Origin of the sequence: Pseudescherichia vulneris NBRC 102420 (assembly GCF_000759795.1) — a bacterium.
In the GTDB taxonomy this organism is placed as follows: domain Bacteria; phylum Pseudomonadota; class Gammaproteobacteria; order Enterobacterales; family Enterobacteriaceae; genus Pseudescherichia; species Pseudescherichia vulneris.
Map to the genome: position 1 here is coordinate 24,914 of NZ_BBMZ01000014.1, position 21,025 is coordinate 45,938.

The window sequence follows — 21,025 nt, forward strand, 5'->3', positions numbered from 1 at the left end:
TTAACTATCCGGAATTTTTATGAATCTTAAGGGAAAACGCAGGAAGATTTACGTCGTGCTGGCGCTGCTCCTGCTGATCGTCGCCATCTGGGGATGGCAGAAGCTCAATGCGCCGATCGCGCAGTACCAGACGCTGATAGTCCGGCCTGGGGAGCTTCAGCAGAGCGTGCTGGCGACAGGCAAGCTGGATGCGTTGCGCAAGGTAGACGTAGGTGCCCAGGTAAGCGGACAGCTAAAAACCCTGTCGGTTAACATCGGCGACAAGGTGAAAAAGGATCAGCTGCTGGGGGTGATCGATCCCGAGCAGGCGCAGAACCAGATCCGTGAAGTGGAGGCGACGCTGATGGAGCTGCGCGCCCAGCGTCGTCAGGCGGAGGCGGAGAAGAAGCTGGCGGCAGTCACGCTCTCCCGTCAGCAGCAGTTGGCGAAGACCCAGGCGGTATCTCGCCAGGATCTCGACAGCGCCGCCACCGAGCTGGCGGTAAAAGAGGCGCAGACCGGCACCATCGAGGCGCAGATCAAGCGTAACCAGGCCACTCTCGACACGGCAAAAACTAACCTCGACTACACGCGGATTATCGCCCCGATGGCGGGCGAAGTGACGCAGATTACCACCCTGCAAGGCCAGACGGTGATCGCTGCCCAGCAGGCACCGAACATTCTTACCCTGGCGGATATGAGCACCATGCTGGTCAAAGCCCAGGTGTCAGAAGCGGACGTTATTCACCTTAAGCCGGGACAGAAGGCGTGGTTTACCGTGCTGGGGGATCCGCTGACGCGCTACGAAGGGGTGCTGAAGGATATTCTGCCGACGCCGGAGAAGGTCAACGACGCCATCTTCTACTATGCGCGTTTTGAGGTGCCAAACCCGCAGGGGGTGCTGCGCCTGGAGATGACCGCTCAGGTGCATATTCAGCTCTCGACGGTGAAAAACGTGCTGACCATTCCGCTGGCGGCGCTGGGTGAACCCATTGGCGATAACCGTTACAAGGTCACGCTGCTGCGCAACGGTGAAACCCGCGAGCGGGAGGTGACGCTCGGGGCGCGTAACGACACCGATGCGGAAGTGGTGAAAGGCCTGGAGGAGGGCGATGAGGTCGTCATCGGCCAGGACAACGCCGGAGCCGCACCATGACGACCCTGCTTGAGCTGCGGGACATTCGCCGCAGCTACCCGTCGGGCGAAGGCATGGTCGAGGTGCTGAAAGGCGTCACCCTGGATATCGCCGCCGGTGAGATGGTTGCCATTGTGGGCGCATCCGGCTCCGGTAAATCGACGCTGATGAATATTCTTGGCTGCCTGGATAAACCCACCAGCGGCAGCTATCGAGTGGCGGGGGTGGACGTGGCCACGCTGGACGGTGACGCGCTGGCCCGCCTGCGCCGGGAGCATTTCGGCTTTATTTTCCAGCGCTACCATCTGCTCTCCCACCTGACGGCGGCGCAGAACGTGGAGGTGCCTGCGGTCTACGCTGGCACCGAGCGCAAAGCACGGCTGGCCCGCGCTAATGCGTTGCTCAAGCGGCTGGGGCTGGCGGAGCGGGAGAGCTATCAGCCCTCTCAGCTCTCCGGCGGCCAGCAGCAGCGCGTCAGTATTGCCCGGGCGCTGATGAACGGTGGGCAGGTGATCCTTGCCGATGAGCCTACCGGGGCGCTGGATAGCCATTCGGGGGAGGAGGTCATGGCCATCCTCCATCAGCTGCGCGATGCGGGCCACACGGTGATTATCGTCACTCACGATCCACAGGTGGCGGCGCAGGCCGAGCGGATCATTGAGATCCGCGACGGGGAGATTATCCGCAATCCGCCGCCTGCCGTGAAGCCGGAAGCCGTCCGCCAGCAGCCCAGCGTGCAGCCCGACAACGGCTGGCAGCAGTTCAGCAGTGGTTTTCGTGAGGCATTGACCATGGCGTGGCGGGCGATGGCGGCTAACAAGATGCGCACCCTGCTGACCATGCTGGGGATTATTATCGGCATCGCCTCGGTGGTGTCGATTGTGGTGGTAGGGGACGCCGCCAAGCAGCTGGTGCTGGCCGATATCCGCGCCATCGGCACTAACACCATTGACGTCTATCCGGGGAAAGATTTCGGCGATGACGATCCCCAGTACCAACAGGCGCTGAAGTATGACGATCTGATTGCTATTCAGAAGCAGCCCTGGGTTCGCTCGGCGACCCCAGCCGTGTCCCAAAACCTGCGCCTGCGCTACGGCGGTACCGACGTGGCCGCCAGCGCGAACGGCGTCAGCGGGCAGTATTTTAACGTCTATGGTATGACCTTCAGCGAGGGGACCACCTTCAACGATCAGCAGCTTACCGGCCGCGCCCAGGTGGTGATCCTCGACGAGAACACCCGACGTCAGCTCTTCCCGAATAAGGCCAAGGTGGTGGGAGAAATTGTGCTGGTGGGCAATATGCCTGCGACGGTGATCGGCGTAGCCCAGGAGAAGCAGAGCATGTTCGGCAGCAGCAAGATCCTACGCGTCTGGCTCCCCTATACCACCATGTCCGGACGCATTATGGGCCAGTCGTGGTTGAACTCTATCACCGTACGGGTGAACGAAGGCTACAGCAGCGAACGGGCTGAACTTCAGCTGACGCGACTGCTTACCCTGCGCCACGGCAAAAAAGATTTCTTCACCTGGAACATGGATGGGATCTTGAAAACCGCAGAAAAGACCACACGTACTCTACAGCTGTTCCTGACGCTGGTGGCGGTGATCTCTCTGCTGGTGGGTGGCATCGGTGTGATGAATATCATGCTGGTTTCGGTCACCGAGCGCACCCGGGAGATTGGCATCCGCATGGCGGTCGGGGCGCGTAAAACCGACGTGCTGTCACAGTTTTTGATCGAGGCGGTGCTGGTCTGCCTGGTCGGTGGCGCGTTAGGCGTCTGTCTGTCGATGCTCATCGCCTTTACGCTTCAGCTCTTTTTACCCGGCTGGGAGATTGGCTTCTCCCCGGTTGCGCTGATCACTGCGTTTGTCTGCTCAACCTTTACCGGGGTGCTGTTTGGCTGGCTGCCGGCGCGTAACGCTGCCCGACTCGATCCCGTTGAGGCGCTGGCGCGGGAATAGGGTGATAAAAATGCCAGCGTGTGGCTGGCATTTTAGGTGCGGGATGTACACAATTAAACTAAGCGGCGTCAGGCAACGGCCTCGACGAACGCCATCGCTTCAACGGGCACGATGACGCTGGCATGATTGCCTTTCGGCCCCTGGTGTACATCAAACTGGACGGTTTGTCCTGCCTTGAGCGTTCTGTAACCCTCCATCTGGATGGTAGAGTAGTGGGCGAAGATATCTTCGCCGCCGCCCTCAGGGCAGATAAAACCGAACCCTTTAGCGTTGTTGAACCATTTAACAGTACCCGTTTCCATGCTTCGACATCCTTCGTTAATCTTCTTTGAGTAAGATGGAATGAACCGGTGGCAGAGTCTGGGTTTGTTCAAAACCTCGCCAACTCTCGCCTGTACAATTTAGATAAATCGGGGTTAGCGTCAAGCGTTTGGCAGCGTCCGGCAGGATGATTCACTCGAAAATTTGAAGCAGTTAACGCTATTGCCTGGGTTTGTGACAGGCCTCGCGAATAGCAATGATAGATGTTAGTTATTTGGATCCTGATGTAGATTCAAAATGCATCTAGACTCAAGTCAACGACAGAGTGCACTCTGTCGGAAATGGCAACCTTAGATGAAAGCGAACAACGATGGGTAAGTCTAATAATTGGCTGGATTTTGACCAATTGACGGCGGATAAGCTGCGCGACGCGCTAAAACCGCCATCTATGTATAAAGTTATGTTAATGAACGATGATTACACGCCGATGGAATTTGTTATTGACGTGCTACAAAAGTTCTTTTCTTATGATGTAGAACGCGCTACGCAATTGATGCTCACGGTTCACTATCACGGGAAAGCCATCTGCGGCATTTTCACTGCTGAAGTAGCAGAGACCAAGGTGGAGATGGTGAACAAATACGCCCGGGAGAACGAACATCCGTTGTTGTGTACGCAGGAACTCGCCTGATTAAGGCAAACTATTGAGGGGGTGCCCAATGCTCAACCAGGAACTGGAACTCAGTTTAAATATGGCTTTCGCCAGAGCGCGCGAGCACCGACATGAGTTTATGACCGTAGAGCACTTATTGCTGGCTCTGCTCAGCAACCCATCGGCTCGCGAGGCGCTTGAAGCGTGCTCTGTGGATCTGGTGGCGCTGCGTCAGGAACTCGAAGCCTTCATCGAACAAACCACACCCGTGCTGCCCGTCAGCGAAGACGAGCGCGATACGCAACCGACGCTCAGCTTCCAGCGTGTATTGCAGCGCGCGGTCTTCCACGTTCAGTCCTCCGGCCGTAGCGAAGTGACCGGCGCGAACGTACTGGTCGCCATCTTTAGCGAACAGGAGTCTCAGGCTGCCTATCTGCTGCGTAAGCATGAGGTGAGCCGTCTCGACGTGGTGAACTTTATCTCCCACGGCACGCGGAAAGATGAACCGAATCAGGCTTCCGATCCCGGCAGCCAGGCAAATCACGAAGAGCAGGCAGGCGGGGAGGAACGTATGGAAAACTTCACCACCAATCTCAATCAGCTTGCTCGTGTCGGCGGCATTGACCCGCTGATCGGTCGCGAAAGGGAGCTTGAGCGAGCTATCCAGGTATTGTGCCGTCGCCGCAAAAACAACCCGCTGCTGGTGGGTGAATCCGGCGTAGGTAAAACGGCGATTGCGGAAGGCCTTGCCTGGCGTATCGTGCAGGGTGACGTGCCGGAAGTGATGGCAGACTGCACCATCTACTCGCTGGATATTGGCTCGCTGCTGGCCGGGACCAAGTACCGCGGTGACTTTGAGAAACGTTTCAAGGCGCTGCTGAAGCAGCTTGAACAGGACAGCAACAGCATTCTGTTTATCGATGAGATCCACACCATTATCGGGGCGGGTGCCGCGTCGGGTGGTCAGGTCGATGCCGCAAACCTGATCAAACCGCTGCTCTCCAGCGGCAAGATCCGCGTGATGGGCTCTACGACCTATCAAGAGTTCAGCAACATCTTTGAGAAAGACCGTGCTCTGGCGCGTCGCTTCCAGAAAATTGATATCACCGAGCCGTCTGTCGAAGAGACGGTGCAGATTATCAACGGCCTGAAGCCGAAGTATGAAGCGCACCACGACGTGCGTTATACCGCGAAAGCGGTGCGTGCGGCGGTGGAGCTGGCGGTGAAATACATTAACGATCGCCATCTGCCGGATAAGGCTATCGACGTGATTGACGAGGCCGGGGCGCGTGCGCGTCTGATGCCGGTCAGCAAGCGTAAAAAAACCATCAACGTGGCGGATATCGAAACGGTGGTGGCCCGCATCGCGCGGATCCCTGAGAAGAGCGTTTCCCAGAGCGATCGCGATACGCTGAAGAGCCTCGGCGAGCGCCTGAAAATGCTGGTCTTTGGTCAGGATAAAGCCATTGAGGCCTTAACCGAAGCCATTAAGATGAGCCGCGCCGGACTCGGCCAGGATCATAAGCCAGTGGGCTCGTTCCTGTTTGCCGGGCCGACCGGGGTCGGTAAAACCGAAGTCACGGTTCAGCTCTCCAAAGCGCTGGGGATTGAGCTGCTGCGCTTTGATATGTCCGAGTATATGGAGCGTCATACCGTGAGCCGCCTGATTGGTGCACCTCCGGGATACGTTGGCTTCGATCAGGGCGGGCTGTTAACGGACGCGGTGATCAAACATCCGCATGCGGTACTGCTGCTCGATGAGATCGAGAAGGCGCACCCGGACGTCTTTAACCTGCTGCTGCAGGTGATGGATAACGGTACGCTGACCGATAACAACGGGCGCAAGGCGGACTTCCGTAACGTGGTGCTGGTGATGACCACCAACGCCGGGGTACGTGAAACCGAGCGCAAATCCATCGGCCTGATCCATCAGGACAACAGCACCGATGCGATGGAAGAGATCAAGAAGATCTTTACGCCGGAGTTCCGTAACCGTCTCGACAACATTATCTGGTTCGATCACCTCTCTACCGAGGTTATTCATCAGGTGGTGGATAAGTTTATCGTCGAGCTTCAGGTGCAGCTGGATCAGAAAGGCGTCTCGCTGGAGGTCAGTCAGGAAGCACGCGACTGGCTGGCAGAGAAGGGCTACGATCGCGCCATGGGTGCACGTCCAATGGCACGCGTCATTCAGGACAACCTGAAAAAACCGCTGGCCAACGAGCTGCTGTTTGGTTCGCTGGTAGATGGTGGCCAGGTCACGGTCGAGCTGGATACAGAGAAAAACGAGCTGGTTTACGGCTTCCAGGGTGCGCAGAAGCACAAGCCGGAAGCGGCGCATTAATCTCTCACTCACGCCAATAAAAAGGCCGGGATAATTCCCGGCCTTTTACTATCCAGAGGCTGAACCGTAGGCCGGGCAAGCGCAGCGCCGCCCGGCGGTCCGCAATGCCGGATGGCGGCTATGGCCTTATCCGGCCTACGAAGGACCATGTGCCACTGGATATAACAGCAATAAAAAAGGCCGGGATAATTCCCGGCCTTTTACTATTCATAATCTGTGCAATTACCGCACAGCAGCGATGCGATTAGCGACTACGGAAGACAATGCGGCCTTTGCTCAGGTCGTACGGGGTCAGCTCAACAGTCACTTTGTCGCCCGTCAGAATGCGGATATAGTTTTTACGCATTTTACCGGAGATATGCGCAGTTACCACGTGACCGTTTTCCAGTTCTACGCGAAACATGGTATTAGGCAACGTATCAAGTACGGTACCCTGCATTTCAATATTGTCTTCTTTGGCCATCTAGTCCTCGGGGGTATCACTACCAAAATTTTTGAACCGGCAAGATAATGCCGAAGTTCGTCTGTTAAGTAAAGATTTGTGCTGATAAAACGCAGCAAAGTAACCTTGGCGTATTACCCTCGCGCCAGCGAAGCGGCGCAAAACGCGCAAACCTAAAGGGGAGCGATAAGATAAACGATGGGCGTTACCTGATTCGAGCTATTCCCAAGCGGCGGCGGGGCAACAGGCAGAAGCTACTCTGCGCCGCTATTATAGCACTCTGAAAGAAAATATGCCGAAAACATTCACAGACCTGGCGTAAATAAGGTGCGCGGCAGCCAGCAGCGTGGAGAAAGCGGCTGGTGACGCAGGCGCTCCAGATGCTGCAGGTACTCCCGACGCGGCATTTCACCCACGCCCAGCGAGGCAGTATGCTCGTTCAACACCTGACAGTCGATCAGCTCACCCCCCTGACGCAAGAACTCCGCGCAGAACACCAGCAGAGCGGTTTTCGAGGCGTTGACCCGGCGGCTGAACATCGATTCACCGCAGAACAGCGCCCCCTGAGCAACGCCGTACATGCCGCCAACCAGCTCATCTCCCTCCCAGACCTCAATCGAATGAGCATGGCCCAGCTCGTGCAGACGCAGATAGGCCAGCACCACGGCGGGGGTGATCCAGGTCCCTTCATTGCGGTCAGCAGCGCAGCCGTCGATCACCCGGCTAAAATCGTGGTTCAGCGTCACGCGGTAGGGCGAGTTTTTATGAAAGCGCTTCATGCTGCGGCTAACGTGGTAGTGAGCAGGCCACAGTACCGCCCGGGGATCGGGGGACCACCAGAGGATCGGATCGCCGGGAGAAAACCAGGGGAAAATGCCTCGCTGATAGGCCATCAGCAGGCGAGCCGGACTGAGATCGCCTCCCAGCGCCAGCAGTCCATTGGGTTCACGCAGCGCGCCCTCAGGGGAGGGAAACGCAAGAGAGTGATGAGATAGCTGAACCAGGCGCATAGCGACAACGCTCCGCAACGCAACAATAGTTAATCCATAGAACCAGGCACCCGTGCCTGGTCACTCCTCTACAGCCGTTGCTTAAACTGGTAATAACGACCCTGTTTGGCCAGTAACGCTGTGTGATTACCTTGCTCAATTATTTGACCATTGTCCATCACAATAATGCGATCGAAACGCGATAATCCACGCAGGCGGTGGGTCACCATCAGCACGGTTTTACCTTGGGTAACTCGCTCAAGTAAATCAAGAATTTGACTCTCGGTGGTCGCATCCAGCCCTTCGGTAGGCTCGTCCAGCAGCAGCAGTGGTGCATCATGCAGCAGCGCGCGTGCTACCGCCAGCCGCCGCAGCTCGCCGCCGGAGAGCTGACGGCCACCTTCGCCGAGCCAGCTGTTTAGCCCGCTGTCGTCCAGCAGCTTCTCCAGCCCCACCTGCGTGAGCACCGCCGTGAGGGCGTCATCCGTCGCCTGCGGCGAGGCCAGCAGCAGGTTATCCCGCAGGGTGGCGCTAAACAGGTGCACGCGCTGGGGCACGACGCCGATCGTTGCCCGCAGAGCGGATTCGCTCAGGGACGCCAGCGGCTGGCCGTTAAGGGCTATCTCGCCTGCAACAGGATCCCAGGCGCGCGTCAGCAGCTGCAGCAACGTGGATTTACCGCAGCCGGTGCGCCCCAGAATGGCAACGTGTTCCCCGGCGTTGATCTGTAATGAGAGGTCGTCCAGCGCCTTTTGCGGCTGCTGGGCGTAGCTAAAGCTAACGTTATTCAGAGCTAGCGCTACCTGGGCAGGCGGCGGCGTGGAATTTTCACTGAAGCGCACCTCCGGCGGATGCTGGGTAATCTGCGTGATCCGCACCGCCGAGGCAATGACCTGCCCCAGGTGCTGAAATGCCCCCGTCACCGGGGCCAGCGCCTCAAAGGCGGCCAGCGCGCAGAAGACAAACAGCGCAATCAGCGCCCCCGGCTGGGTATCGCCCCCAACGCCACCCGCCGCGAGCCACAGCATGGCGAGGACGGCGACGGCGTTGATCAGTAGCATCACCGCCTGCGACAGCGCGGTAAGCTCTGACTGACGGCGCTGGGCATCGTGCCAGCTCAGCTCGGTGTTCTCCATCTGCGCCCGATAGCGTTCGCTTGCGCCGAAGATCGTCAGCTCCGCCTGGCCCTGCAGCCAGCTCGTTACCTGCTGACGATACTCGCCGCGCAGGGTAGTCAGCTTCTCGCCGGTGGGTTTACCAGCACGATAGAACAGGGGCGGGAGCAGCAGCAGCGTCAGCAGCATAATGCCGCCAAGGGTCAGGGCCAGGGTGGCATCCAGAATGCTCAGGCCAATCGTCACTACCACAATGGTCACCAGCGCCCCCACCAGCGGGGAGATCACCCGCAGGTAGAGATGGTCCAGGGTATCCACGTCCGCCACGATGCGGTTAAGCAGATCGCCCTGGCGAAAGCGCGCCAGCCCGGCGGGGGAGAGCGGCAGCAGCTTGCTGAAGGTCGAGACGCGCAGGTGTTGAAGCACCCGGAAGGTCGCATCGTGGCTTACCAGCCGTTCAAAGTAGCGTCCTGCCGTACGGGTAATTGCCGCGCCGCGCACCCCGGCGGCGGGGAGCATGTAGTTGAAGCTGTATAGCCCGCTCACGCCAACCACCGCCGAGGCGGAGAGGAACCAGCCTGAGAGGGTGATCAGGCCAATGCTCGCCAGCAGGGTAACGATCGCCAGCACCACGCCGAGCGTCAGCAGCCATATATGGCGCTTATAGAGCGCAAGAAAAGGGATAAGCGCGCGCATTTAAATCTCCTCCTGACGATGAGCGAGCAGGGCAGCAAAGGCCCCGTTGGCGGCGGAGAGCTCGGCAAAGGTACCCTGCTCAACAATCGATCCATCCTGCATGACCCAGACGGCATCCCAGTCGGCAAGCCCCTCCAGCTGGTGAGTGACCATCAGCGTGGTCTGGCGCAGGGAGGCGGCGTTTAATGCTTGCATCACGCGCTGTTCGCTGTGCGCATCCAGGCTGGCGGCAGGCTCATCCAGCAGCAGCAGCTGGCAAGGATTAAGCAGGGCGCGAGCCACCGCCACCCGCTGAGCCTGGCCGACCGAGAGACGTGCGGCCTGATCGCCCACCGGCGTGTCGATCCCCTGCGGCAGCAGCGGCAGGAATTCACTGACCCAGGCGCTATCCAGGGCGGCGTTAAGCTCCGCATCGCTGGCATCGGGCCGGGCCAGCAGCACGTTTTCACGCAGCGTGGCCGCCGGAAGCTGCGGGTTTTGCCCCACCCAGCTCAGGCGCTGACGCCAGGCCTCAGGGTTAAGATCGCGCAGTTCGGTGCCGTTAATCTGCAATGACCCCCGGTAGGAGAGGAAGCCGGAGAGGGTATTGATAAGCGAACTTTTACCCGAGCCGCTCTGACCCACCAGCACCACGCGCTGGCCTGCGGGCAGAGTAAAGTTGAGCGGACCGGCCAGCACCGCACCTTCAGGGGAGGTGATCCAGAGATCGCGGGCGCAGAGACCGATGCCGTTGCTATCGTCCGGCACGGCTTCGCCACGCTCTGGATGAGCGAGCGGTGTCTCCAGGAAGGTTTTCAGGCTATCCGCCGCGCCGACGGCCTGCGCTTTCGCATGGTAGAAGGTGCCTAGATCGCGCAGCGGCTGGAAAAACTCCGGGGCCAGGATCAGGGCCAGGAAACCAGAGAACAGCGTTACGCCGGTGCCATAGTGGCCGAAGTTCAGCTCGCCAAGATAGGAGAAGCCAAAGTACACCGCTACCAGCGCAATGGAGAGCGAGGTGAAGAACTCCAGCACGCCGGAGGAGAGAAACGCCAGGCGCAGCACTTCCATGGTGCGGCTGCGAAAATCTTCCGACGCTTTACGGATATTGTCCGTCTCTGCCGTGCCGCGCCCAAAAATGCGCAGCGTCTCCATACCACGCAGGCGATCGAGAAAGTGACCACTCAGGCGGGCCAGCGCCTTGAAGTTGCGGCGATTAGCATCGGCCGCGCCCATGCCCACCATCGCCATAAAGGTAGGGATCAGCGGGGCCGTAGCCAACAGGATCAGCGCCGCAACCCAGTTAAAGGGGAAGATGACAATCACGATCAGCAGCGGCACGCTCACCGCCAGCGCCATCTGCGGCAGATAGCGGGCGTAGTAGTCGTGCATATCGTCAATCTGCTCAAGGATCAGCGTGGCCCAGCTGCCCGCCGGTCGCCCCTGGATCCATGCTGGCCCCGCCTGCTGCAGGCGGTCGAGCACCTGGCGGCGGATCTCATACCGGATGTGCAGGCCTGCGTGAAAGCCGACGCGCTCGCGCAGCCAGACCACCCAGGCGCGCAGGACGAACACCAGCACCAGCTGCACGAACGGCAGCAGCAGCGCCTCGCGCGGGATATTTTCCATGATCAGGTGGTTGAGAATGCGCGCCAGCAGCCAGGCCTGGGCAACAATCAGCAGACCGCTCGCCAGACCGAGCAGGCGTGACGCCAGCAGCCAACGGCGGGAGAAAATACTTTGCTGTTTTAACCAGCGGGTTAATTCTTGTTGACGGGTTTTATTCATTGCGCGCTTAGCAGGTGGCTTGTCAGATTTTTGAGCTGCGCAATGTTACAACGGGACAAAAATAAAGGCGACTCATAGTCGCCTTTTTTACCTTTGTTACTGACTTGTAAAGATTATTTAGAGAGTTCAGCCAGCCCGTCGAGATAACGCTCTGCATCAAGCGCGGCCATGCAGCCGGTGCCCGCAGAGGTGATCGCCTGACGGTAGATGTGATCCATAACGTCGCCCGCAGCGAATACGCCTGGGATGCTGGTCTGGGTGGCATTGCCGTGAATACCGGACTGCACCTTGATGTAGCCGTTTTCCAGCTCCAGCTGGCCGTCAAAAATCGCCGTGTTCGGGCTGTGGCCGATAGCGACAAACAGGCCCGCAACCTCTAACGACTCGACGTTGTCAGCATTCTGCGTATCACGCAGGCGCAGGCCGCTCACGCCCATCTGGTCGCCGGTCACCTCTTCCAGGGTACGATGGGTGTGCAGCACGATGTTGCCGCTTGCCACTTTGTCCATCAGGCGTTTGATGAGGATCTTCTCCGCGCGGAAGGTGTCGCGGCGGTGGATCAGGTGCACCTCAGAGGCGATGTTCGCCAGGTAGAGCGCTTCCTCAACCGCCGTGTTGCCGCCGCCGATAACCGCGACTTTCTGGTTACGGTAGAAGAAACCGTCGCAGGTGGCGCAGGCGGAGACGCCGCGGCCTTTGAACGCCTCTTCAGAAGGCAGGCCCAGGTAGCGGGCAGACGCACCGGTCGCCACGATCAGCGCATCGCAGGTGTACTCGCCGCTGTCGCCAGTCAGGCGGAACGGACGGTTCTGCAGATCGACCTTGCTGATGTGGTCAAACAGAATTTCGGTCTCAAACTTCGCAGCGTGCTCGTGCATACGCTCCATCAGCAGCGGCCCCGTCAGATCGTGCGGGTCGCCCGGCCAGTTTTCCACTTCGGTGGTGGTAGTCAGCTGGCCGCCTTTTTCCATACCGGTAATCAGTACCGGCTGAAGGTTAGCGCGTGCGGCATAGACCGCAGCGGTGTAGCCGGCAGGTCCAGAACCAAGAATAAGCAGCTTAGAATGTTTAGCTGTGCCCATGAGATCCCCATTGTTGGTGGCAGAGACTGCTGTTGGCAGACAATGGGCAGGATTGTAGGGAATTTACGGCGGTAAAAAAAGAGCATGACGGTTTTGTTAACGATATGTGCAATAGGCGCGGCCAATGGCGTAGACCCTTTTACTCTCTACGGCTATAACAAAATCTACTGAAATTGGTAGTGTTATAAGAAGATTACATGAGGTTTAGGGTGGGTCGATGATGAATATCTGGCATGTTGTACTAAAAAACGATGTTTTACTTTGACAATCCGCTGCGCATTTGCGAAAACATTCGAAGAAGACAAGAGCAGCGTTTCACGCGTGGGACAAAATCACGCATAAAGATGCGCTTAACAGGGCCAGTGAAATAGTACAGGGCGTGGACAGACTCTCTGTGCAATCTCTCTGGCTGCGGCTGGCAACCGTCTTCTTAATGCAGGCCCCGTGATGCTCCGCGCAAATAATGATAATGCGGAATGTATAGCGACGGGCAAAGACTCTGAACAGTGAAGTGCACAGGGTCAAGACAGGAGTAGGGAAGGAATACAGAGAGACAATAATAATGGTAGATAGCAAAAAGCGCCCTGGCAAAGATCTCGACCGCATCGATCGTAACATTCTGAATGAATTGCAGAAGGATGGGCGGATCTCAAATGTCGAGCTTTCAAAGCGAGTGGGACTTTCTCCGACGCCGTGCCTTGAGCGCGTGCGCCGACTGGAAAGACAGGGTTTCATTCAGGGCTATACCGCACTGCTGAACCCGCATTATCTGGATGCATCACTTCTGGTATTTGTTGAGATTACTCTGAATCGCGGCGCGCCGGATGTGTTTGAGCAATTTAACGCCGCAGTGCAAAAACTTGAAGAAATTCAAGAGTGTCATCTGGTCTCCGGTGATTTCGACTACCTGTTGAAAACCCGCGTGCCGGATATGTCGGCCTACCGCAAACTGCTGGGTGAAACCCTGCTGCGTCTGCCGGGCGTCAACGACACGCGTACCTACGTGGTAATGGAAGAGGTCAAACAGAGCAATCGTCTGGTGATTAAAACCCGCTAACACGGAACAGGTGCAAAATCGACGCAGTTTGATTACACTCCTGGTAATCCATACAGCAGCAGTGTCAGGGCAACCTGACACTGTTCTCCGTTTTAGCATCAAGGACCTGGAGAGCCTTTCTTGAGCCAGGAATATACTGAAGACAAAGAAGTCACATTAAGCAAGTTAAGCAGCGGACGCCGGCTCCTTGAGGCGTTACTGATACTTGTCGCCCTGTTTGCAGTCTGGCTGATGGCCGCACTGCTCAGCTTCAACCCCTCCGATCCCAGCTGGTCACAAACCGCATGGCATGAGCCTATCCATAATCTGGGTGGCGCGCCGGGCGCGTGGCTTGCCGATACGCTATTTTTCATCTTTGGCGTCATGGCCTATACCATCCCGGTGATGATAGTCGGCGGCTGCTGGTTTGCCTGGCGGCACCGTGCCAACGAAGACTATATCGACTACTTTGCCGTCTCGCTGCGTTTGATTGGCGTTCTGGCGCTGATCCTGACCTCCTGCGGGCTGGCCGCCATCAACGCCGACGACATCTGGTATTTTGCCTCTGGCGGGGTGATTGGCAGCCTGCTGAGCACCACCATGATGCCGCTGCTGCACAGCAGCGGAGGCACCATCGCGCTGCTCTGCGTCTGGGCTGCCGGGCTGACGCTGTTTACCGGCTGGTCATGGGTTAGCATCGCCGAGAAGATCGGCAGCGTGCTGCTCAATATTCTCACCTTCGCCAGCAACCGTACCCGTCGGGATGATACCTGGGTCGATGACGAAGAGTACGAGGACGAAGAGGAGTACGATGACGAGCCAGCCGCGCAACGACGCGAGTCTCGCCGTACCCGCATTATGCGTGGCGTTCTCGCCCGCCGTAAGCGTGTGGCAGAGAAGTTTGCCAACCCGCTCGGCCGTAAAACCGATGCAGCGCTGTTCTCGGGCAGGCGCATGGACGATGAGGAAGAGGTGCAGTACAGCGCCCGTGGCGTCGCCGCCGATCCTAACGACGTGCTCTTCTCTGGCCACCGTGCTACCCAGGGCGAGCAGTATGATGAGTACGATCCGCTGCTGAATGGCCCGAGCATAGCAGAGCCGCTTGCCGCCGCCGCGCTGGCTACCGCCGATGCCCAGGCGCACATTGCGCCATCGCAGCCGGTCATGCCTACGCCGCCGGTTATGCAGACGGCCCCCATCCCGGCCGCTGCTACCTTCTCTGAGCCTGCTCCTGAAAGCCAGTGGCAGCCTGCCCCAGCAGAGCCGCAGCAACACTATGTTCCGCCGATGCAGGCGCAGAACTCACCCGAGATGCACGTTGCCAGCGTTGCGCCGCAGCCGGAGCCCATTTGGTCACCTGAGCCCGTCTGGCAGCAGGAGCCCGTCGCCGCTGCGCCCGCACCGATGCCAGAGCCTGCTGTAGCCGTGCCAGAGCCGGAACCAGAGCCAGAGGAAGAGGTTAAGCATACCCGTCCGCCGCTCTACTATTTTGAAGAGGTTGAAGAGCGACGCGCCCGCGAACGCGAGCAGCTTGCTGCCTGGTATCAGCCGGTTCCCGAACCCGCTGCGCCAGAGCCGTTTGTTCCCGCACCCGCCGCGCCTGTGACGCCGCCACCGGTTGCAGAGCCGACCTTTGCGCCAGCCGTGCCCGATGTCAAGCAGGCCGCAGCCACTGCCGTTGCCGCGTCCGCCGCTGCGGCACCTGCGTTCGGCCTGGCCGACGGCGGTGCGCCGCGTCCGCAGGTGAAAGAGGGTATTGGCCCGCAGCTGCCGCGTCCGAACCGAGTCCGCGTGCCAACCCGCCGCGAGCTGGCCTCCTACGGCATTAAGCTTCCTTCGCAGCGTATCGCTGAGGAGCGTATCGCTGAGGAGCGTGCCGCCCGTGAAGCCGAGCAGCAGCAGCCCGATCCGTTTAGCGATGACGAGGCGGATACGCTGCATCAGGACGAACTGGCTCGCCAGTTTGCCGCTTCCCAGCAGTCACGCTATGGGGAAGAGTATCAGCATGAAGTACGCGCTGATACAGGGCATGATGATGCATGGCAGGACGATGAGAACGATGCCGCCGAAGCGGAGCTGGCCCGCCAGTTCGCCGCCTCGCAGCAGCAGCGCTATTCAGCCGAACAGCCGCCGTCGGCAAATCCGTTCTCGCTGGCCGATTTTGAGTTTTCGCCAATGAAAGCGCTGGTAGACGATGGCCCGAGCGAGCCGCTCTTTACGCTACCGCCGGAAGAGCCTGTTCAGCCGTCGGCGCCTGTGCAGCAGCCACAGCAGCACTATCAGCAACCTGTTGCACCCGCGCCGGTACAGCCACAGCAGCCGCACTATCAGCAGCCTGCGGCCCCTGCGCCAGTACAGCAGCACTACCAGCAGCCTGTCGCGCCTGCGCCGGTACAGCCACAGCAGCAGTATCAGCCTGTGCAGCAGCCCGTCGCCGCGCCCGTCGCGCCGCAGCCAGCCCCGCAGGACAGCCTGATCCATCCGCTGCTGATGCGTAACGGCGACAGCCGCCCAGCGCAGCGCCCGACAACGCCGCTGCCGTCGCTGGATCTCCTGACCCAGCCGCCGTCGGAAGTGGAACCGGTAGATACCTTTGCTCTGGAGCAGATGGCGCGCCTGGTTGAAGCTCGCCTGAATGATTTCCGCATCAAGGCTGACGTGGTGAACTACTCGCCGGGGCCAGTGATCACTCGCTTTGAGCTTAACCTTGCGCCGGGCGTGAAAGCGGCGCGTATCTCTAACCTCTCCCGCGATCTGGCCCGTTCCCTGTCAACGGTGGCCGTCCGCGTCGTGGAAGTGATCCCCGGTAAGCCTTACGTGGGCCTTGAGCTGCCGAATAAAAAACGTCAGACCGTCTACCTGCGTGAGGTGCTGGACTGCGCCAAGTTCCGTGAGAGCCCGTCACCGCTGACCGTGGTGCTGGGGAAAGATATCGCGGGCGATCCGGTGATTGCCGACCTGGCGAAAATGCCACACCTGCTGGTCGCGGGGACCACCGGCTCGGGTAAATCGGTGGGGGTCAACGCCATGATCCTCAGCATGCTCTACAAAGCTTCGCCGGAAGAGGTGAAGTTCATCATGATCGACCCGAAAATGCTGGAGCTGTCGGTCTACGAAGGTATTCCACACCTGTTGACCGAGGTGGTGACCGACATGAAGGACGCCGCCAACGCCCTGCGCTGGAGCGTCAACGAAATGGAGCGTCGCTACAAGCTGATGTCCGCGCTCGGCGTGCGTAACCTTGCAGGCTACAACGAGAAGATCGCGGAAGCTGCACGCATGGGCCGGCCGATCCCGGATCCGTACTGGAAGCCGGGCGACAGCATGGACGCCACCCATCCGGTTCTGGAGAAGCTGCCGTACATCGTTGTGCTGGTGGACGAATTTGCCGACCTGATGATGACGGTAGGTAAAAAAGTTGAAGAGCTCATCGCTCGCCTGGCACAGAAGGCGCGTGCGGCCGGTATTCACCTGGTACTGGCTACCCAGCGTCCGTCGGTGGATGTGATCACCGGCCTTATCAAGGCCAACATCCCGACGCGCATCGCCTTTACCGTATCGAGCAAAATTGACTCCCGCACCATTCTCGATCAGGGCGGCGCGGAGTCGCTGCTGGGCATGGGGGATATGCTCTACTCCGGGCCTAACTCCTCCTCTGCGCCGGTGCGCGTGCATGGTGCCTTTGTCCGTGACGAAGAGGTGCACGCCGTAGTGCAGGACTGGAAAGCGCGCGGTCGTCCGCAGTATGTCGAGGGGATCACCTCCGACAGCGAAAGCGAAAGCGGCGGTGGCGGCCTGGATTCCGGTGAAGAGCTGGATCCGCTGTTCGACCAGGCGGTCAACTTTGTGACCGAGAAGCGCAAGGCCTCGATCTCTGGCGTGCAACGTCAATTCCGCATCGGTTACAACCGCGCGGCGCGTATTATCGAGCAGATGGAAGCCCAGGGCATCGTCAGCGAGGCGGGCCACAACGGTAACCGTGAGGTGCTGGCTCCGCCGCCGTTCGAGTAGCGCTTCCAAGTGCAAATTTGGGTAAATTCGTCAAAAATCAGCTTTTTCCTCTTTCACTCTTTGCCGGTTTAGCCTGCAATGAGTGTCAGAGGTTCTCCCGGATCGGGAGTGACGTAGCAGACGTAGCTAAAGGAATAACAATGAAAAAAATCGCAATGACCTGTGCATTACTCTCTTCTCTGGTAGCCAGCAGCGTCTGGGCTGATGCAGCCAGCGATCTGAAAAGCCGCCTCGATAAGGTGAGCAGCTTCCATGCCAGCTTCACGCAAAAAGTGACCGACGGCAGCGGCGCGGCAGTGCAGGAAGGTCAGGGGGATTTATGGGTCAAGCGCCCGAACCTGTTTAACTGGCATATGACGCAGCCGGATGAAAGTATCCTGGTCTCCGACGGCAAAACCCTGTGGTTCTATAACCCGTTCGTTGAGCAGGCGACGGCCACCAATCTCAGCTCGGCGACCAGCAACACGCCGTTCATGCTGATTGCCCGTAACCAGACCAGCGACTGGCAGCAGTACAACATCAAGCAAACCGGTAACGACTTCGTGCTCACGCCGAAAAGCAAAAATGGTAACCTGAAGCAGTTCACCATTAACGTGAGCCAGAACGGTACCATTAATCAGTTCAGCGCCGTTGAGCAGGACGATCAGCGCAGCCTTTATCAGCTGCAGTCTCAGCAGAATGGCGCTGTGGATCCCTCTAAATTTACCTTTACCCCGCCGCAGGGCGTAACGGTGGACGATCAACGCAAGTAGAGGCCTGAGTGAGCAATCTATCGCTCGATTTTTCAGACAACGCGTTTCAACCTCTGGCCGCCCGTATGCGGCCAGAAAACTTAGCGCAGTACATCGGGCAGCAGCATCTGCTGGCGCCCGGTAAGCCGCTGCCGCGCGCTATCGAGGCCGGGCATCTGCACTCAATGATCCTCTGGGGGCCGCCTGGAACCGGCAAGACGACCCTTGCTGAGGTGATTGCTCACTATGCCAACGCCGACGTTGAGCGTATCTCGGCGGTCACCTCCGGGGTGAAAGAGATCCGCGAGGCCATCGAGCGTGCACGTCAGCGGCGTAACGCCGGTCGCCGCACCATTCTGTTTGTGGACGAAGTCCATCGCTTCAATAAAAGCCAGCAGGATGCTTTCCTGCCGCACATTGAAGACGGCACCATTACCTTTATCGGCGCTACCACCGAAAACCCCTCGTTCGAACTTAACTCGGCGCTGCTCTCCCGCGCCCGCGTCTATCTGCTGAAATCCCTCTCCGTTGAGGATATTGAGCTGGTGCTGGATCAGGCTATCAGCGATAAAGCTCGCGGCTACGGCGGACAGAATATCGTCCTGCCGGATGAGACCCGGCTGGCTATCGCCCAGCTGGTCAACGGTGATGCCAGGCGCGCCCTTAACACCCTGGAGATGATGGCCGACATGGCCGAGGTCGACGAGAGCGGCAAGCGGGTGCTGAAGCCTGAGCTGCTCACGGAGATTGCCGGGGAGCGCAGCGCGCGCTTCGATAACAAAGGCGATCGCTTCTACGATCTCATCTCGGCCCTGCATAAATCCGTACGCGGCAGCGCGCCGGATGCCGCCCTCTACTGGTATGCCCGCATTATTACCGCCGGGGGCGACCCGCTCTACGTTGCGCGCCGCTGCCTGGCAATCGCCTCTGAGGATGTCGGCAACGCCGATCCTCGTGCGATGCAGGTTGCGCTCTCGGCCTGGGACTGTTTTACCCGCGTCGGGCCAGCAGAAGGGGAGCGCGCTATCGCTCAGGCGATTGTCTACCTTGCCTGCGCGCCAAAAAGCAACGCCGTCTACACCGCCTTTAAAGCGGCGATGGCCGATGCCCGCGACAAGCCGGACTATGACGTACCCGATCACCTTCGCAATGCGCCAACCAAGCTGATGAAGGAGATGGGCTACGGCCAGCAGTATCGCTATGCCCACGATGAGCCTAACGCCTATGCAGCAGGTGAAGACTACTTCCCGCCTGAAATAGCACAAACGCGCTATTATCATCCCACCAGCAGAGGTCTTGAGGGTAAGATTGGCGAAAAGCTCGCCTGGCTGGCCGATCAGGACAATAAAAGCCCCACAAAACGCTATCGCTAATTGAGGCGTTGCGGTAAGGTTACCTGTGAATTCTTGTGGCTGCGTCTGCGGCCACTCCCTCTAATATCAATTCGATAAGCACAGGATAAGCATGCTCGATCCCAATCTGCTGCGTACCGAGCCAGACGCAGTCGCAGAAAAACTGGCACGCCGGGGCTTTAAGCTGGATGTAGATAAACTGCGCGCTCTTGAAGAGCGTCGTAAAGTTTTGCAGGTCGACACGGAAAACCTGCAGGCGGAACGTAACTCGCGATCGAAATCCATTGGCCAGGCGAAAGCGCGTGGGGAAGACATTGAGCCGTTACGTCTGGAAGTGAACAAGCTGGGCGAAGAGCTGGATGCCGCTAAAGCCGAGCTTGAAACGCTGCTGGCGGAGATCCGTGACATCGCCCTGACCCTGCCGAACCTGCCGGACGACTGTGTGCCGCTCGGTAAAGACGACAGCGAAAACGTGGAAGTGAGCCGCTGGGGTGAGCCACGTAAGTTTGATTTTGACGTCCGCGATCACGTCACGCTGGGCGAGATGGCTAAAGGCCTCGACTTCGCCGCGGCGGTGAAGCTGACCGGCTCCCGCTTTGTGGTGATGCAGGGGCAGATTGCCCGTCTGCACCGCGCCCTGAGCCAGTTCATGATCGATCTGCATACTGAACAGCACGGCTATATCGAGAACTATGTGCCGTACCTGGTCAACCAGGACACGCTGTACGGTACCGGCCAGCTGCCTAAATTCGGTGGCGATCTCTTCCATACGCGTCCTCTGGACGAAGAGGCAGAGAGCAGCAACTATTCGCTGATCCCAACGGCGGAAGTGCCGCTGACCAACCTCGTGCGTGATGAGATCCTCGAAGAAGAGGCGCTGCCGCTGAAGATGACGGCCCATACGCCGTGCTTCCGCTCAGAAGCGGGCTCTTACGGACGTGACACCCGCGGCCTGATCCGTATGCACCAGTTTGATAAAGTTGAGATGGTGCAGATCGTGCGACCGGAAGACTCCATGGATGCGCTGGAAGAGATGACCGGTCACGCTGAGAAGGTGCTGCAGCTGTTAGGCCTGCCGTACCGTAAAGTGCTGCTGTGCAGCGGTGACATGGGCTTCGGCGCGCGCAAAACCTACGATCTGGAAGTGTGGCTACCGGCGCAGGATACCTACCGTGAAATCTCCTCCTGCTCTAACTGCTGGGATTTCCAGGCGCGCCGCATGCAGGCTCGCTGCCGTAGCAAAGCCGACAAGAAAACCCGTCTGGTGCATACCCTGAACGGCTCTGGTCTGGCAGTAGGGCGTACGCTGGTCGCTGTGCTGGAGAACTACCAGCAGGCTGATGGCCGCATCGAGATCCCTGCGGTGCTGCGTCCGTACATGAAAGGTCTGGAATATATCGGTTAATCGATACGCCGGAATTGAAAAAGCGCCTGCGGGCGCTTTTTTTATGTCTGATAGCTAACAAACAGAG

The 21,025-nt window shown here is 58.9% G+C and carries 15 protein-coding genes; 9 read left to right on the forward strand and 6 right to left on the reverse strand.

Annotation, left to right across the window (positions count from 1 at the left end):
• Positions 1-19 precede the first annotated feature (19 nt).
• Both macA and macB read left to right on the forward strand, forming a co-directional pair.
• Positions 20-1,135 (forward strand): macrolide transporter subunit MacA, encoded by a 1,116-nt coding sequence (macA, locus tag EV102420_RS12955; RefSeq protein ID WP_042392384.1) that lies wholly within the window; start codon positions 20-22, stop codon positions 1,133-1,135.
• Complete coding sequence (macB, locus tag EV102420_RS12960; RefSeq protein WP_042392387.1) at positions 1,132-3,075, forward strand: macrolide ABC transporter ATP-binding protein/permease MacB; 1,944 nt, start codon at positions 1,132-1,134, stop codon at positions 3,073-3,075. Before macA ends, macB begins: the two co-directional genes overlap by 4 nt.
• Positions 3,076-3,143: 68 nt before the next feature.
• On the opposite strand, the gene cspD is transcribed toward macB, so the two are convergent.
• Positions 3,144-3,377, reverse strand: coding sequence for a cold shock-like protein CspD (cspD, locus tag EV102420_RS12965; RefSeq protein WP_042392388.1), 234 nt, complete (start codon positions 3,375-3,377; stop codon positions 3,144-3,146).
• Positions 3,378-3,706: 329 nt separating this feature from the next.
• Between cspD and clpS the strand changes: the two genes are divergently transcribed.
• Together clpS and clpA are read left to right on the forward strand one after the other, a co-directional pair.
• A complete protein-coding gene (gene clpS, locus EV102420_RS12970) occupies positions 3,707-4,027 on the forward strand; it encodes an ATP-dependent Clp protease adapter ClpS (protein ID WP_042392390.1) in 321 nt (106 codons plus the stop codon).
• A 28-nt stretch (positions 4,028-4,055) separates the two neighbouring features.
• The gene (clpA, locus tag EV102420_RS12975; RefSeq protein WP_042392393.1) at positions 4,056-6,332 is read left to right on the forward strand and encodes an ATP-dependent Clp protease ATP-binding subunit ClpA; all 2,277 of its coding nucleotides are present in this window, start codon (positions 4,056-4,058) and stop codon (positions 6,330-6,332) included.
• A gap of 244 nt (positions 6,333-6,576) precedes the next feature.
• Here the strand turns inward: clpA and infA are convergent, their stop codons facing one another.
• From infA to trxB, 5 genes are all read right to left on the reverse strand, one after another.
• Positions 6,577-6,795 (reverse strand): translation initiation factor IF-1, encoded by a 219-nt coding sequence (gene infA / locus EV102420_RS12980; protein ID WP_002211347.1) that lies wholly within the window; start codon positions 6,793-6,795, stop codon positions 6,577-6,579.
• Between the two features lie 284 nt (positions 6,796-7,079).
• Positions 7,080-7,784, reverse strand: coding sequence for a leucyl/phenylalanyl-tRNA--protein transferase (aat, locus tag EV102420_RS12985; protein WP_042392397.1), 705 nt, complete (start codon positions 7,782-7,784; stop codon positions 7,080-7,082).
• A gap of 68 nt (positions 7,785-7,852) precedes the next feature.
• Positions 7,853-9,574 (reverse strand): heme ABC transporter ATP-binding protein/permease CydC, encoded by a 1,722-nt coding sequence (cydC, locus tag EV102420_RS12990; RefSeq protein WP_042392399.1) that lies wholly within the window; start codon positions 9,572-9,574, stop codon positions 7,853-7,855.
• On the reverse strand, positions 9,575-11,341 hold the full coding sequence (cydD, locus tag EV102420_RS12995; RefSeq protein ID WP_042392400.1) for a heme ABC transporter permease/ATP-binding protein CydD: 1,767 nt from the start codon (positions 11,339-11,341) through the stop codon (positions 9,575-9,577).
• 113 nt (positions 11,342-11,454) lie between these two features.
• A complete protein-coding gene (gene trxB / locus EV102420_RS13000) occupies positions 11,455-12,423 on the reverse strand; it encodes a thioredoxin-disulfide reductase (RefSeq protein WP_042392401.1) in 969 nt (322 codons plus the stop codon).
• Between the two features lie 562 nt (positions 12,424-12,985).
• On the opposite strand from trxB, the gene lrp reads away from it, so the two are divergent.
• The 5 genes from lrp to serS all read left to right on the forward strand — a co-directional run bounded on the left by lrp (position 12,986) and on the right by serS (position 20,958).
• Positions 12,986-13,480, forward strand: a complete 495-nt coding sequence (lrp, locus tag EV102420_RS13005; RefSeq protein ID WP_000228469.1) for a leucine-responsive transcriptional regulator Lrp — start codon at positions 12,986-12,988, stop codon at positions 13,478-13,480.
• Between the two features lie 120 nt (positions 13,481-13,600).
• Positions 13,601-17,470 carry a DNA translocase FtsK gene (gene ftsK / locus EV102420_RS13010; protein ID WP_042392404.1) on the forward strand — a complete coding sequence of 1,290 codons (3,870 nt, stop codon included), beginning with the start codon at positions 13,601-13,603 and terminating at the stop codon, positions 17,468-17,470.
• Between the two features lie 140 nt (positions 17,471-17,610).
• Positions 17,611-18,222 carry an outer membrane lipoprotein periplasmic chaperone LolA gene (lolA, locus tag EV102420_RS13015; RefSeq protein ID WP_042392406.1) on the forward strand — a complete coding sequence of 204 codons (612 nt, stop codon included), beginning with the start codon at positions 17,611-17,613 and terminating at the stop codon, positions 18,220-18,222.
• Between the two features lie 8 nt (positions 18,223-18,230).
• A complete protein-coding gene (locus EV102420_RS13020) occupies positions 18,231-19,574 on the forward strand; it encodes a replication-associated recombination protein A (protein WP_042392408.1) in 1,344 nt (447 codons plus the stop codon).
• A gap of 91 nt (positions 19,575-19,665) precedes the next feature.
• Positions 19,666-20,958, forward strand: coding sequence for a serine--tRNA ligase (gene serS, locus EV102420_RS13025; protein ID WP_042392409.1), 1,293 nt, complete (start codon positions 19,666-19,668; stop codon positions 20,956-20,958).
• Positions 20,959-21,025 lie beyond the last annotated feature (67 nt).